Annotated in this window: 5 protein-coding genes and 1 pseudogene; 3 read left to right on the top strand and 3 right to left on the bottom strand. The window is 45.4% G+C overall.

The annotated features are described in order from the left end of the window. Positions 1–3 precede the first annotated feature (3 nt). Together ACSJJG_RS09275 and ttcA are read left to right on the top strand one after the other, a co-directional pair. Positions 4–11,730 (top strand): non-ribosomal peptide synthetase, encoded by an 11,727-nt coding sequence (locus ACSJJG_RS09275; protein ID WP_193836312.1) that lies wholly within the window; start codon positions 4–6, stop codon positions 11,728–11,730. A gap of 300 nt (positions 11,731–12,030) precedes the next feature. Next, positions 12,031–12,924 (top strand): tRNA 2-thiocytidine(32) synthetase TtcA, encoded by an 894-nt coding sequence (gene ttcA, locus ACSJJG_RS09270; protein WP_481089174.1) that lies wholly within the window; start codon positions 12,031–12,033, stop codon positions 12,922–12,924. 233 nt (positions 12,925–13,157) lie between these two features. Here ttcA and zntB read toward each other — a convergent pair whose 3' ends face one another. Together zntB and ACSJJG_RS09260 are read right to left on the bottom strand one after the other, a co-directional pair. Next, positions 13,158–14,141, bottom strand: coding sequence for a zinc transporter ZntB (gene zntB, locus ACSJJG_RS09265; RefSeq protein ID WP_481089173.1), 984 nt, complete (start codon positions 14,139–14,141; stop codon positions 13,158–13,160). 41 nt (positions 14,142–14,182) lie between these two features. Beyond that, positions 14,183–14,296 (bottom strand): annotated as a pseudogene (locus ACSJJG_RS09260) (hypothetical protein); the annotation flags it as partial. 191 nt (positions 14,297–14,487) lie between these two features. Here ACSJJG_RS09260 and tpx point away from each other — a divergent pair. After that, positions 14,488–14,991, top strand: coding sequence for a thiol peroxidase (tpx, locus tag ACSJJG_RS09255; protein WP_481089172.1), 504 nt, complete (start codon positions 14,488–14,490; stop codon positions 14,989–14,991). Between the two features lie 163 nt (positions 14,992–15,154). On the opposite strand, the gene tyrR is transcribed toward tpx, so the two are convergent. Continuing rightward, the gene (gene tyrR / locus ACSJJG_RS09250) at positions 15,155–16,747 is read right to left on the bottom strand and encodes a transcriptional regulator TyrR (RefSeq protein ID WP_481089171.1); all 1,593 of its coding nucleotides are present in this window, start codon (positions 16,745–16,747) and stop codon (positions 15,155–15,157) included. Positions 16,748–16,800 lie beyond the last annotated feature (53 nt).

Raw genomic sequence — 16,800 nt, 5'->3', positions numbered from 1 at the left:
AAAATGTTGATGCTATTTAAAGAACTTAAAAAAAATCATGTATCGATATGGGCTTGTGAGAATAAATTAAAACTGGCATTTACAGGGGAAACACCCCCTGTCCAGCTTATTGATAAGGTTAAGAAGAAAAGGGAAAACATATTAATTTTCTTAAATGAAGAGAACATTTTCTCCGAAGAGGATTTCAAACGTTTTACCTTTAATGGCATTGAAGTGATATTTCCTGCCACCAGTTTACAACAGGGGTTTATTTATCATCATCTGACTCAACCACAGGATGATGCCTATCGTATGCAGTTACTGTTGGATTATCACACCAATATCGACTTTACCGCCTATCAACAAGCCTGGTCGCTGGCCTCCCTGCGTTTCCCTATCCTCAGAACCGCATTTGATTGGGAAGGGGAAATTTTGCAGATTGTCACTGCAGGTGCCAGTATTCATTCGGCACATTTCAAGAGTAAAGATATCAGCCAATTACCAGAGACAGAGCGAAACAAGGCGATTGAAGCAATCCAACAACATGACCGTACCTTGCCTTTTGATTTAAGCCAGCCTGGATTAATCCGCTTCACTTTCATCAAACAAAATGAACAACGGGTAACCGTGCTGATCACCCAACATCACTGTATTGCCGATGGCTGGAGTAACTCGATTTTATTACAGGCTGTACATGAATATTACAATCAACTGATAAAGGGACAAGTACCGCAGGTCGTCGTAGAACAGGCTTATCTGGCAACCCAGCAATATCATCTGGATCATAAAGTTGAAACAGATGCATATTGGGCGCAGCGCAAAGCTCACTTTCAGGGAGCCAACGATCTTTCTGCTCTGCTAAGTCAGTATGTTGATTTAACGCAGATAAAAACCGTTGAAAAGCCAGCCGAACAAGCGCTTACTGTGCGAGGAGACGCCTATATGCAACTTAAGGGTATGTGCCGAATGCAAGGTGTTACCCTGAATGTGGTACTGCAATTTGCCTGGCATAAATTACTGCACAGTTACACCGGAGATGAACAGACCATTGTCGGTACTACTGTATCCGGGCGCGATGTACCGGTAGAGGGTGTTGAGTCTAGTGTTGGCTTGTATATCAATACGTTACCGTTAACAGTGCAATGGAACCAGGCTGACAGCGTAGCCACTATATTGCAAGAGATACAACTGGATATCGCCGCACTCAACAGCCACAGTGCGATATCGCTTGCCGGCTTACAATCCGATGGGAAACGGTTATTCCACAGCCTGCTGGTTTTTGAAAACTATCCTGATCCTGTAGTGAACGAAAACGAGGGCGGCATTGAAAACACCCTGACATTCCGCCAGGCCTTCGAAAAAGTGGATTATCCGGTATCGCTGAAGGCTTATGAACAGGATAACAGCCTGATCGTCAAGTTAGGCTACGGTGAAGACTGGCTGACAGATAAACAAGCGCAACGCTTACTTTATCAGCTTGAACGCATTCTACACGTTGTAGCCTGTGATCCACACCAGCTTCATACTTCTATCTTGTTCCTTAGTGAAGAAGAGCGTCATACCCTACTGCACACCTGGAATCAGACTGATGCGCCTTACCCGCAAGATAAAACCTTACAGCAACGCTTTGAAGTACAGGCTGAAAAGACACCGGATAATGTGGCACTGGTATTTGAAGGGGAAACGCTGACCTACCGGCAATTAAATCAACAGGCCAATCAGTTAGCCCGGGTTATTCGTGACCGTTTTCAGCAGTACAATGATGCCCCTTTGCAAGCAGACACCCCCATCGCCCTCTACCTTGACCGCAGTCTGGAAATGGTGATTAGTATCTTAGCCGTGCTGAAAGCCGGCGGCGCTTATGTGCCTATATCCCCCGAATATCCCCCGGAACGGGTGCAGTTTATTCTGCAAGATACCGGAAGCCGGTGCGTACTCACCCAAAAACGACATCTGACAACACTCGCGGGATCACCGATATCGATAGCGGCAGATGACCAAATAGTCATCAGGGATCAGTCCGGGGAAAATTTGGTTCCGGTCAATAAACCTACTGATTTGGCCTATATCATCTATACCTCAGGCACCACAGGACAGCCTAAAGGCGTCATGATTGAGCATAAAAATGTAGCTCATCTGGTGGCGGCACAGGCAGAACTGTTTGATATCACAAAGCGAAAAAAAGCCTTAATGTTTGCGGCTTATGTCTTTGATGCCTCGGTTTCCGAACTGTTTCTCAGTTTACTGCATGGCCTGACGGTTTATCTGTGCAGAGAAACAGAACGCAATGCACCGGCAGTTGCACAACTGATTCAGCGAGAAGGTATTGAAATCGTTACCTTACCCCCGGCTATATTGAAATTATTAGTTGGTACTAAGTTACCTTCCTTACAGTTATTAGTGACGGCCGGTGAATCACCGTCCTTAGATTTTCTTGACTATTTCAGCCATCACTGTGATGTGGTGAATGCGTACGGTCCGACCGAAATCACCGTTTGTGCGACTGGAAAGCGCTATCAACATGAAGACATTGCCAGCAATATTGGTAAAGCAGTTAATAACGTTCGTCTGTATGTTTTTGACAAACAGGGAAACCTGTCCCCCATTGGTGCATCAGGCGAGTTATATATCGGCGGTGCCGGATTAGCACGCGGTTATTTAAATCAACCTGAACTCACTGCCGAACGTTTCGTGCCAAATCCCTTTGCCACCCCAGAAGAGAAAGCCAACGGCTATACCCACCTGTACAAAACCGGCGACTTAGTCCGCTGGCTACCGAATGGAGAGCTGGAATATCTGGGACGCAATGACTTCCAGGTTAAAATTCGCGGTTATCGCATTGAACTGGGAGAAATTGAAAGTGCCCTGACCTCACACCCACAGATCAAACAAGCGGTAGTGACTGATCACGAGCATAAAGGAAATAAGGTACTGATCGCGTACTTGGTCACAGATAGCGCGTTATCCGATGACGCCCTGATTAGATATCTTTCTACCCGTTTGCCAGACTATATGCTGCCTGCCAACTTTACCCGCATTGAATCCATACCCTTAACCCTCAACGGCAAGCTGGATCGCCGCGCCCTGCCAGAGCCGAAATGGCAAAACCGCGACAGTTATATAGCGCCCCGTAATGACTTAGAAACCCAGTTGTGTGCCATTTGGCGGGAAGTGTTAGGGCTGGAGAAAATTGGCATTGAAGACAATTTCTTCCGTATTGGTGGCGATTCCATAATCAGCATCAAACTGGTTTCCAGGCTGCGACGGGCTGGTTTTTCCCTGCAGGCCAAATCGATCTTTGAAGCACCAACGGTAACGCAGTTAGCGCAACTGCTGACACAAATTTCATCCCATGTATCTGTGGTGGCTGAACAGGGATTATTGCATGGGGAATTTGGTCTATTGCCTATCCAGCAAGATTTCTTCAACTGGAATTTATCAAGCCCGCATCATTGGAATCAGGCATTTATGATCCGGCTGCCAGGCAGTATCAGTCATGCGGTTATTGAACAGGCGTTGATCACACTGACTGAGCGGCATGATATGCTACGCGCTCATTTTATTAATACCGAACAGGGTTATCGCCAGTGTTATCCCTCAGGAATCCCCCCCTGGTTACCCACATTACAGCGTTGTGATTTTAATGAATTGAATCACCAACAACTGACCCAATGGCAAAGTGGCTTTAATTATTGCACAGGCCCTTTGTGGCAAGCCGCCCATCTGACCGGATATGCCGATGGCAGCGCTCGCGTATTCTTCGCATTTCACCACCTGATTATTGATGTCGTGTCCTGGCGAATCATTGCGGAAGATATGCGCAGATTGCTGCAAGGCGAAACGCTGCCAGCGAAAACCAGTAGCTATCGACAATGGGTTAATGCAGTCCATCACTATGCAGAACACCATCAACAGGAAATTCTCTATTGGCAGCAAGTCATGGCTGAAAACCATGTCTACTCTGCTTCGCATGAAATGAGCCAACACAAGTTGAGTGTTTCCGCTGAATTAACCGACATTCTGCTGCGTGAAGCCAATGCCGGTTACCATACTGAAATTAACGACTTATTGCTTAGCGCCCTCACATTAGCATTACAGACTATTTTCTCACATCCAGTTAACCACATTATGCTTGAAGGTCATGGACGGGAAGCGATTGATAACACGCTGGATGTTTCAGAAACCGTCGGCTGGTTTACAACCACTTATCCAGTTCGTCTGGTAATGCAGGACAATATCGCTGAGACGATTATTCACACGAAAGAGATGCTGCGTACCGTGCCAAACAAAGGTATCGGTTATGGTGCATTACGTCAGGCCGGATATCTGTCGGGAGATTTACCGACAATTGGCTTCAATTATCTCGGGCAGTTAGGCACAGAAACTGAGCAAAATTGGTCACTGATCAGCGACGACTGTGGAACCGTCGTGACAGATGATAACCATAGTCATTTGTTATTGAATATTAATGGCTTAATTCAAACGGGCAGGCTGCAATTTAGTCTCAGTTCATCCTTATCACAAACTCAGACACAGAAATTTATCACAGCCTTTGAGCAGGCACTTAATTCTGTCATCACCACAGGTCAAAAACAGGCTCAATTGGGTGGAATAAAAACGCCCAGTGACTACGGTATTGAAGGGATCTCAATCGAACTTTTACGTCATCTTCAACAGACATATAAGATTGAAGCACTGTATCCAGCGACCAGCTTGCAGCAGGGATTTATTTATCATCATCTGGCTCAACCACAGGATGATGCTTATCGCGTGCAACTGCTATTGGATTATCACACTCAACTCGACCTTGCCACCTACCAACAGGCCTGGGTTCTGACCTCACTGCGCTTTCCTATCCTCAGAACAGCATTTAATTGGGAAGAAGAAATGTTGCAGATTGTCACTGAAGGGGCAAGCCTTGATTCGAAGAATTTTATTATCAAGGATATCAGTCAGTTATTACCAGAAGAGAAAACCAGAGCGATTGAAGCGATCCAACAACATGATCGCTCCTTACCCTTTGATTTACGTCAGCCCGGGTTAATCCGCTTTACCTTAATTAAACAGAGTGAACAACGGGTAACGGTGCTGATCACGCAACATCACAGTATTACTGACGGTTGGAGTAACCCAATTTTATTGCAAAACGTGCATGAATATTACAACCAACTCGCACAAAAACACGTTCCCCAAATAGTGGCAGATAAAGCCTATCTGGCAACCCAGCAATATTATCTGGAACACAAAGCGGGATCTGAAATCTATTGGGAGAAGCGCAAAGCACAATTTCAGGGAGCCAATAATCTTTCTGCCCTGTTAAGTCATCACATTGATTTAACTCGGATAAGAGCGATTGAAAAACCCGCGAGGCAAACTATTACTGTCCAGGGAAACGTATATCAGCAGATTAAGAAAATGTGTCGTGAACAAGGCATTACCTTGAACGTGGTCTTGCAATTTGCCTGGCATAAATTACTGCACAGTTACACCGGAGATGAACAGACTATTGTCGGCACCACCGTATCCGGACGCGATATACCGGTAGACGGCATTGAATCCAGCGTCGGCCTGTATATTAATACGTTGCCATTAATGGTGCAGTGGGATAATACCCATAGTGTTATTAGTGTTTTACAAGCTATACAGAAAGATATCGCTGCACTTAACAGCCACAGTGCCGTCTCACTTGCCAGTTTGCAATCCGACGGGGAACGGTTATTCCATAGCCTGTTTGTCTTTGAAAACTACCCCGTCCCCGTGGCAAACGAAAATGAAGGAGGTATTGAGAATACCCTGATATTCCGCCAGGCCATCGAAAAAGTGGACTATCCGGTGTCGTTAATGGCCTATGAGCAGAATAACTGTCTTACAGTTAAATTGGGTTATGGTGAAGACTGGCTGACCGACAAACAAGCACAGCGCTTGCTGCATCAGCTTGAACGCATTCTACACGCAGTGGCCGGTGATCCACACCAGCTTCATACTGCCATCTTGTTCCTCAGTGAAGCAGAGCGTTATGCCCTGCAGCACACCTGGAACCAGACCGATGCCCCTTACCCGCAAGATAAAACCTTACAGCAACTTTTTGAAGTACAGGCAGAAAGGACGCCAGATAATGTGGCACTGGTGTTTGAAGGGGAAACCCTGACCTACCGGCAGTTAAATCAACGGGCAAATCAGTTAGCCCGGGTTATTCGTGCACATTGCGCCCCTCTGTCAGCAGACACCCCTATCGCTCTCTACCTCGATCGCAGTCTGGAGATGGTCATCAGTATTCTGGCGGTACTGAAAGCCGGTGGTGCGTATGTACCGATTTCCCCGGCATACCCGCCGGAGCGGGTGCGGTTTATTCTGCAAGATACCCAAAGCCCGTGTCTCCTCACCCAGCAACGCTATCTGACAACCTTGGCGGAATATACTCAGGCGCGGGCAGCGCCGCCGATACGGATAGCGGCAGATGACCAAACCCTCACCAGAGATCAGTCAGTAGAAAATTTGGCATCCGTCAATAAACCTACCGACCTGGCCTATATCATCTACACCTCAGGTACCACAGGGCAGCCTAAAGGCGTCATGATCGAACATAAAAATGTGGCCCATATGGTGGCAGCACAGGCAACCCTGTTTGATATCTCAAAGCGCAAAAAAGCCCTAATGTTTGCGGCTTATGTCTTTGATGGTTCCGTTTTCGAACTGTTTTCTAGTTTACTCCATGGCCTGACGGTCTATCTGTGCAGTGAAACAGAGCGCAATGCGCCGGCCGTTGCACAACTGATCCAACGCGAAGGTATTGAAATCGCCGCCCTGCCTCCTGCCATACTGAAGTTATTAATTGGCACTGAGTTCCCTTCCTTGCAGTTATTGGTGACCGCGGGAGAAGCCCCATCCCTAGATTTCCTTGACTATTTCAGCCATCACAGCGATGTATTCAACTCTTACGGCCCGACCGAAGTGACCGTTTGTGCCAGCGGCAAGCACTACCAATCTGGGGAGATTGCCCGCAATATTGGTCAAGCCATTAATAACGCCCGTCTGTATGTCGTTGACAAACAGGGTAACTTATCTCCTATCGGCGCGACGGGCGAGTTATATATCGGCGGTGCCGGACTGGCTCGGGGGTATTTAAACCAGCCTGAACTCACCGCTGAACGTTTTGTTGAGAATCCGTTTGCCTCAGAAGCAGATAAAGCCCGGGGCTATACCCGTTTGTACAAAACCGGTGACTTAGTCTGCTGGCTGCCGAATGGGGAGCTGGAATATCTGGGGCGCAATGATTTTCAGGTTAAGATCCGGGGCTACCGTATCGAATTGGGAGAAATTGAAACGGCCCTTGCCACCCATCCACAAGTTAAACAGGCGGTGGTGACTGACTATAAGCATCAAGGCAATCAAGTGCTGGTGGCGTATCTGGTTACGGCGGGTGAGGTATCAGATGATGCCCTAATGACACACCTTTCTCTTCGCCTGCCGGACTATATGCTGCCGGCCAGTTTTACCCGTATTGAATCCATACCCTTAACCCTCAACGGCAAGCTGGACCGCCACGCCCTGCCAACACCGGTATGGGGTAATAGTGACAACTATATTGCGCCCCGTAATGCCTTAGAAACTCAGTTATGCGCTATCTGGCAGACAGTATTAGGTTTGGAGCGGGTGGGGATTGAAGATAACTTCTTCCGTATCGGCGGCAATTCCCTGACCGCGATTAAGCTGACGGCAGCAATTCACCACACCCTTGGGCTTGCGGTTTCACTGACGCAACTCTTTGAACACAAAACCATCGCCAGCCTGGCGAACCAGATGGGACAACCCGCCAATACGGTTATTCCTCACCGTGAATTGGCGCACTCCCCCTTATCCTTTGCTCAGGAAAGAATGCTGTTTATCGAGCAGTTTGAACAGGGCACCGATGCCTACCATATCCCCTGTCTGGTTCAACTGGATAATGCCGCCTGTTTGCCCGTGTTAGAAGCCGCCATTAACCGATTAGCGCAGCGCCATGCTGTGATAAGAACGGTATACCCCCATCATGATGACGGGCAGAACTACCAACAAATACTGGACAGGCCGTTGGTTATCCGGTCAGTCGCGCCCTGTGATGATATTGACACGCTTCTGGATACCGTACGCACTGAGATAGCCACGCCATTTGATTTGACCACCGAACCCGGCCTGCGCCTCTGTCACTATGCCCTGGCCGATAAACATTACTTCCTGATGTTATGGCACCATATCGCCATTGATGGCTGGGCCATCGACATTTTTATGCGTGAACTGGCCGAGATTTACCCAGCCTTGTTAGCCGGCCGTGACAGCCGGTTGCCCGTTCTGGATATCACCTATGGCGACTATGCCGCCTGGCAGCGGGAATATTTACAGGGCGATGTGCGTGAACGCCAGCTCGCTTACTGGCGACAGACCTTAGCCCACTACGAAACCCTGACCTTGCCAACAGACTCCCCCAGACCCGCTCAGGTCAGTTATCAGGGACGGGACTTCAATTTCACGTTAGATACCGCCCTCTCTGACCAGCTCAGAATGCTGGCAAAAGAGCAGGAAACCACCCTGTATACCGTGCTGCTCGGTGGCTTTTATGTCACGCTGGCAAAATTATCCGGCCAAAACGATATCGTACTGGGTACACCGACTGATAACCGGCACCACGCCCAAACCCAAACGCTGATAGGGATGTTTGTCAACTCTCTGGTCTTGCGGGCACAACTTGTGCTGACAGACAATGTCGCCACCCTGATTCAACAAATTCATCAGTTGCTTGCCGATGCCAAAGCGCATCAGGACATGCCGTTTGAACAACTGCTTGACGCTCTGGCAATTGAACGTGACCCCGCCCGTCATCCGATTTTTCAGGTGATGTTTGGCTTACACCGTTTTGGGGAACACCGGCCAGATGAAGCCAGACTGCCGTTTCAACCGGTGACATTAGACGAATCCCTGTACAGCCCGGCCAAATTTGACCTGAGCCTGTTTCTGTCTGAGGGACAACCCGCTATTACAGGCAACCTGAATTACGCGGTCAGCCTGTTTAACGACACCACCGTGGCACGACTGGCCGCTATCTACCAACGGGTGCTGGCCGCCTTCGTGACAGACCCGCAACAATCGCTGGCGGAGATTGATATCCTGTCGGCCCCGGAGCGCCATACCCTGCTGCACACCTGGAACCAGACCGATGCGCCTTACCCGCAAGAGAAAACCTTGCAGCAGCTCTTTGAAGTACAGGCAGAAAAGACGCCGGATAATGTGGCACTGGTATTTGAAGGGGAAACCCTGACCTACCGGCAATTAAACCAACGGGCCAATCAGTTAGCCCGGGTTATTCGTGAACATTATCAGCAAAATAAAAATGCCCCCATGCCAGCAGATACCCCCATCGCCCTCTATCTTGACCGCAGTCTGGAGATGGTCATCAGTATTCTGGCAGTGCTCAAAGCCGGCGGCGCTTATGTGCCAATTTCCCCGGCATATCCGCCGGAGCGGGTGCAGTTTATTCTGCAAGATACCCAAAGCCCGTGTGTCCTTACCCAGCAACGCTATCTGACAACACTGACGGAATATACGCAGGCACGGGCAGCGCCACCGATACGGGTAGCGGCAGATGACCAGACCCTCACCAGAGATCAGTCAGTGGAAAATTTGGCATCCATCAATAATCCTGCCGATCTGGCCTATATCATCTACACCTCAGGCACCACGGGGCAGCCTAAAGGCGTCATGATTGAGCATAAAAATGTGGCCCATCTGGTGGCGGCACAGGCAGCCCTGTTTGATATCACAAAGCGCAAAAAAGCCTTAATGTTTGCGGCTTATGTCTTTGATGCCTCGGTTTCTGAACTGTTTGTCAGTTTACTGCATGGCCTGACGGTTTACCTGTGCAGCGAAACAGAGCGCAATGCGCCGGCTGTTGCACAACTGATCCAGCGCGAAGGCATTGAATTAGCCACCTTACCTCCAGCCATATTAAAAATGTTAATTGGCACTGAATTGCCCTCTTTACAGTTACTGGTGACCGCGGGAGAAACCCCGTCTTTAGATTTTCTTGACTATTTCAGTCATCACTGCGAGGTACTGAATGCGTACGGCCCCACCGAAGTAACCGTTTGTGCCAGCGGCAAGCACTACCAATCCGGGGAAATCGCCAACAATATTGGTAAATCCATCAATAATGTTCGTCTTTACGTCCTTGATAGTCACAACAACTTGTCCCCTATCGGTGTGTCGGGTGAGTTATATATTGGCGGTGCCGGACTGGCACGGGGGTATTTAAACCGACCTGAACTCACCGCTGAACGTTTTGTTGAGAACCCGTTTGCGTCAGAAGCAGATAAAGCCTGTGGCTATACCCGTTTGTACAAAACCGGCGACTTAGTCCGCTGGCGGCCGAACGGGGAGCTGGAATATCTGGGACGCAATGATTTTCAGGTTAAGATCCGGGGCTACCGTATCGAATTGGGAGAAATTGAAACGGCCCTTGCCACGCATCCGCAAGTTAAACAGGCGGTGGTGATTGACCATGAGCACAAAGGGGATCAAATACTGGTGGCGTATCTGGTCACCGACGGTGTGCTGCCCGATGATACCTTAGTTCGGTATCTTTCCACCCGCTTGCCAGACTATATGCTGCCCGCCAACTTTACCCGTATCGAATCCGTACCCTTAACCCTCAACGGCAAGCTGGATCGCCGCGCCCTGCCAACACCGGTATGGGGTAAGAGTGACAACTATATTGCGCCCCGTAATGCACTGGAAACCCAGTTATGTGCTATTTGGCAGGAAGTTTTAGGTCTGGAACGGGTAAGTATTGAAGATAACTTCTTCCGCATTGGTGGTAATTCCCTCATAGCGATTAAATTAACTACAGCAATGCGTAATGAAATAAACGTTGATATTCCTTTAAATATTCTATTTAGCTACAAATGCGTTTCCTTGTTATCCCAATGGTTGGAAACCGGTAGCGCTACATCTAATTTACTTAATTTCTTAACACCCGAATCAACCGCAAGCAATAAACTGTTTATGATCCATGCAGTTAATTGCGGTAGTGAAGTCTATGAGCCTCTGGCAAATGCTTTATCTAATACGTATAACTGCATCGGTATCGATAATTACAATCTTTCCACAGAGCATAAAATCGATTCATTACAACAGATAGCACAGATCTACATGGAATTAATCTTGACTGAAACTTCCATTGATAAACCTATCCGTATTCTAGGCTGGTCATTAGGAGGACAATTAGCGATAGAGATTGCATTTCAATTGGAACAACTTGGTGCAAAAGAGATTCAGTTGTTTCTATTAGATACCGTTATCAATAATGATGAGATAAAAGAACTCAGAAATAAATTAGATATATCAAATGCATATAACAAGGTTGTCAAAAAGTTACAGGAAATGGGAGCAAGCGAAACTTATATCAATAAGGTATTAGAAGCAATACCTTTTGAGTCTAGAATAGCGGACTGTCATTTAAGCGGAAAATTATCATATACAAATATCACTTTATTTAAAGCGGGTAAAATAAACCCATATCATAAAGAAGAAACAGGACTGACCATGAGTCGACTGATAATCAAAACACCAGATAATAATATTTCACAATGGTCAACCCATCCATTAGTCATTAAGTTGATTAATGATTGTTATCACGAGAATATTATTGACTCAGTTTCCATTATCAGTACGGAAATAATTAACACATTGTCAAATAAGGATGATATCAATATAGAGTAACTGAACAAGGCCAGTATTGCTGGCCTTATTTTTTACATCTTTATTATTAGAAATATATACCCAATGAATTTTGACTTGAAAGACGATTGGTATAAAACCAACTGTGAATATTTTTCCAACCGACATCAGCGGCACCCTTATCACTACCGTGCTTTTTTACAACAACGCTCGGTATAGTGCCGAAACTTGTTAGACACAGACATGTTTCAAACAAAAAGAAAAATCCGTATAATCCCCCTCCTGCAAAGGATCCGTATAGAAAATCTACAGTCGATATAATCGGCAATGTGAGAAGTCGCAATGAATCAAAAAGATACGAGAAAAGAGATACTTGAATTCAACAAACTCCAGAAACGCCTGCGGAGAAACGTTGGTACTGCCATCATTGATTACAATATGATTGAAGATAATGATGTTGTAATGGCATGTATCAGTGGTGGCAAAGATTCATTCGCGATGTTAGATATTCTGTTGAATCTGCAAAAAGCGGCACCAATAACATTCAAAGTCGTTGCTGTAAACCTTGATCAGAAACAGCCTGGCTTTCCTGAACACATTTTACCCCAATATTTTGAAAGCCTGGATATTCCATACTACATTGTTGATAAAGATACCTACTCAGTGGTTAAAGAGAAAATTCCTGAAGGCAAAACTACCTGTGGATTGTGCTCAAGGCTACGTCGCGGCACCCTCTATTCTTTTGCAGAAAAAATCGGGGCGACCAAAATTGCACTTGGACATCATCTTGATGACATCGTTGAAACGCTGTTCCTGAATATGTTCCATGGCGCACGTATGAAAGCGATGCCACCAAAATTACGCTCTGACGATGGCCGTAATGTCGTTATAAGACCTCTGGCATATTGCCGGGAGACAGACCTTATTCAGTATGCGGAAAGCAAAAAATTCCCAATCATTCCTTGTAATTTATGTGGTTCCCAGGAAAACCTACAGCGGCAAGCAATCAAAGCCATGCTGGTAGATTGGGATAAGAAAACACCAGGCAGAGTGGAAAATATTTTCAAGTCTATTCAAAATGTTAGCCCAAGCCAATTGGCAGACAAAACTATTTTCGACTTTGTCAACTTGCCCTTGCATCGTGAGGGGGAAAGAGAAGAGTATGCTTTTAACGAAGCCGTGGTATCGTCAACGAATATTGATGAATCAATGTTTATTGATGTAACAAATATTTAAAAAAATATTTAAAAATAAGTAGCTTTTGTACAGTCTGCTTAAACTCTGTCAAAAAAAAAAATAGCCGATACTAAAACAAATATCGGCATAATTAATGAGCAATTATTCTGTGTGAAACTCAATATGAGAAAAACTACAATTATGGAGTACAACGTTCATTGTTCAACGTTGTATTCACCTGCGGGAGCTATAGTGCCTTAATTATGGCGATCAATTATTGATTTATCTCAAACCTATAGCCATTTGCTTCGCCTTAACCACCACGCAAAAGCCACCATCAATAATGACAACAAAAGAGTGAACAAACCGAATCCAAACCGATACTCATTGCCTGGTATTCCCCCCAGGTTGACACCGAACAACCCCGTCAAAAAGGTGGTTGGCAAGAATACCATCGCCAATAGAGACATCATGTAAGTACGGCGGTTCATGGCATCCGCCATCATGGAAGTAATTTCATCGGCAAGAACTGCGGTTCGGGCAATACAACCATCAAGATCATCGATTCCCCTGCCCAACCGGTCTGCAATTTCCTGCATTAAACGGCGTTCTTCATCGTTCATCCAGGGCAATTTCTCACTGGCCAAACGGATAAAAATATCCCGCTGTGGTGCCATATATCGGCGCAGAACGATTAACTGTTTACGCAGCAATACTAACTCTCCGCGACCAGGAACCTTCTGCTCCAAAATATCATCTTCAAACTCAATCAGGTTGTCATGTAGCTCTTCAATAAAATCATTGGCTTCATCAGTAATGGCTCCCGCTATTTCTACCAGCCAATTCCCTGTACTTTTCGCACCAACACCATTGTGCAAATCATCCAGAATTTGATCGATGGAATGAATTTTTCGATGTCGGCTGGAGATAATAATTTGGTCATTAATATAGATGCGAAACGAAACCAGATGATCGGGACGTGCATTATCATTACGGTTCACTGATCTCAAGGTAATCAAAGTTCCTTCACCTGTGCGCAGTACTTTTGGACGAATATTATCACTCACTAACCCCTCCTTCACTGGTGGCGGTAGCAAGATTGTATTCATAATCCATTGATAACTATCCAAGTTTTTATAATCAAGATGTTGCCAAACTGGCTGCTTTGCGGTTACGAGTGAATCTTCCGCGAATGCCGTAATGCCTCCCTTGCCATTTAATTGACAGGCATAAATTGCATTTGAACCTTTAAATACCGAGCCATAGATCACTTCCACATCTGCTCCTTGTTTGTACTTAAATGCCTTACTCTTCATGCTCAATTGTGTTTTTTGATGATATACATGGTATGACTATAGGCGACATCTTCAGGATTGGTGATCGGATATTCTTTTAACCACAGTTTGATCAATCGGCCATTAGTATATTGATATTTGCTCCGTGCACATATTACGCGTGGTTTTTTATCAGGTGCGCCTAATAATCACCTTAAAAATAAATTATAAGACATTGTTAATTAAAGAAAGGAAGAGTATTTCATGAATATTGTATCTATTTTTGTGGGCAAGATCCCACTATTCCTTTACACTGACGGCGTAGTTTACTTTATAGAGGGATTAAACCATGACACAAACAGTCAAGTTTCAAGGTGGTGATATCACCGTTAACGGAGATTTTCCACAAGCAGGTCAGGCAGCAAAAGAATTCACACTAGTCGCTAAAGATCTCGCTGATGTCACATTGAGCTACTACGCAGGTAAACGTAAAGTGCTTAATATCTTCCCAAGTATTGACACCGGTGTTTGTGCCACATCTGTCCGTAAATTCAACCAACTTGCCAGTGAATTAGACAATACTGTCGTACTGTGTATTTCAGCAGACTTGCCTTTTGCCCAGTCCCGTTTCTGTGGTTCTGAAGGTCTGTCTAATGTTGTCACTCTTTCTACGCTGCGTAGCGGGAAATTTCAGGAAGATTACGGCGTTGCAATAAGCGAAGGCCCATTGGGTGGACTGACTGCACGCGCTGTAGTTATTTTGGATGAAAATAACCACGTTATTTATAGCCAATTGGTCGATGAAATCACCAATGAACCTGATTATGACAGCGCATTAGCCGCATTAAAATAATTGTTTTATTATTGCTTTTGTTTTTTCACACAGCAACGCATTTTTTAAAACATAGTCTTTAAAGACTTATTTCCTGGCGACGATAAAATCACAATTAATTATTTTATCGTCGCCAGCTTATTTTATATATAAGATTTTGTTAAAAGCAGTAATATTTCAGTTATTATTCATCGTATTCATGCTCAACTAAGTGTTTCTTACCACTCAATCCATATTCGCGTAATTTATTAGCTATTGCCGTGTGAGAAACGCCAAGCCGTTTTGCCAGCTTACGCGTACTGGGATAATGACGATAAAGACGTGTCAATACAGAGCGTTCAAAACGCTTGCTGATTTCATCCAAAGAACCCACCAGAATATCTTCATTAAATGTTACCTCAGCTTCTAGTTCAGGTAACCGGATATCCTGCGGACTGAATTTGTTACTCTCAAGTTGAGTCAATGCTTGATATATCGCATTGCGAAGCTGTCTGACATTGCCTGGCCAATGATAACCACACAAAAATTGCTCTAAATCAGCAGAGAACTTAGGCTTATGTAAGCCCTGTTCTTGCGCAAAACGTGTTACAAAATAGTCCGTCAATGGCATGATATCCGCCTGACGTTCCCGCAAAGGCGGTAATGTAATGGTTAAGACATTCAGCCGATAATAGAGATCTTCCCGAAACTCGCCTTTTTGTACCAACTCAATTAAGTTTTTCTGAGTGGCACAAATGATTCTGACATTCACCTTAACTTCATTCTCTTCACCGACACGGCGAAATGTTCCATCGTTCAAGAAACGAAGTAATTTAGTCTGCATCTGTGGCGACATTTCACCGATTTCATCTAACAAAACCGTACCGCCATTAGCCTGTTCAAAGAATCCTTTTTTGCCTTCCAATGCATTGGGATAGGCTCCCGCCGCATAACCAAACAACTCACTTTCTACAACATCATCCGGCATGGAAGCACAATTTAACCCAAGAAAAGGCTGTTTTCCCCTTGCACTGCGCAAATGACAGGCTTTAGCAAATTCATCTTTTCCCGTTCCTGTCTCACCGACAAGCAGCAAGGGAACGTCGAGCATTGCCATTTTACGGGCCTGCTCAACGATATGAACCATTTTAGGGCTAACAGCAATAATCTGTTCAAAAGCGTTATCACCATTTACAGTTAATTTTTTGCGTGACGACTCAATATGCACCGTTGGCTGGTGTTCACCAGAACGCAACATAATTACCGCCCCTACACACCTAACAACCTGATTTTCATCTGTTAATTGCATAGAAATAATATCCATCCGATAATCTTGCCCTTTGACGGATAGTTGTGCTGAATGGGATTGATGATGCTCACTTTCAAGCCAGCGAAGGAAATTGTAATTGCTAATCAGATGGCCTATGTTTTTTTGGCTAATTTTTTCTTTACTGACACCAAACAATGCCAAAGCCGCGGAGTTAACCAGTTCAACATTGCCTTTCATGTCAATAGAAAAGATAGGTTCAGGAACCGATTCCAGCAGTGTCCACATTGCCCTATGCTCTTTCTCCGACGGCATAAAGGCAACAGTCCTGACATCAATGACACCATTGATACGGCGAATTTCTGCCATCAATTCACGGAAAATATTGAAATCAATTTGAGTAAAATTAAGGTAAATACGACGTGCAGGAGAAATTTCAATTCCTTTCAGGTCAATATTTCGTAAAACCAGTAAATCAAGTAATTCGCGGGTTAACCCAATTCGATCCTGACAAGTAACTTCCAATCGCATTTTTCTGACCTTATTTATACGATGTTCTTAACTGCCTGAATGTTACCCGTTAC

The organism is Xenorhabdus sp. SGI 60, assembly GCF_056632175.1.
The sequence above is the reverse complement of the archived record's forward strand: the minus strand, read 5'-3'. Positions and strand labels throughout refer to the sequence as shown.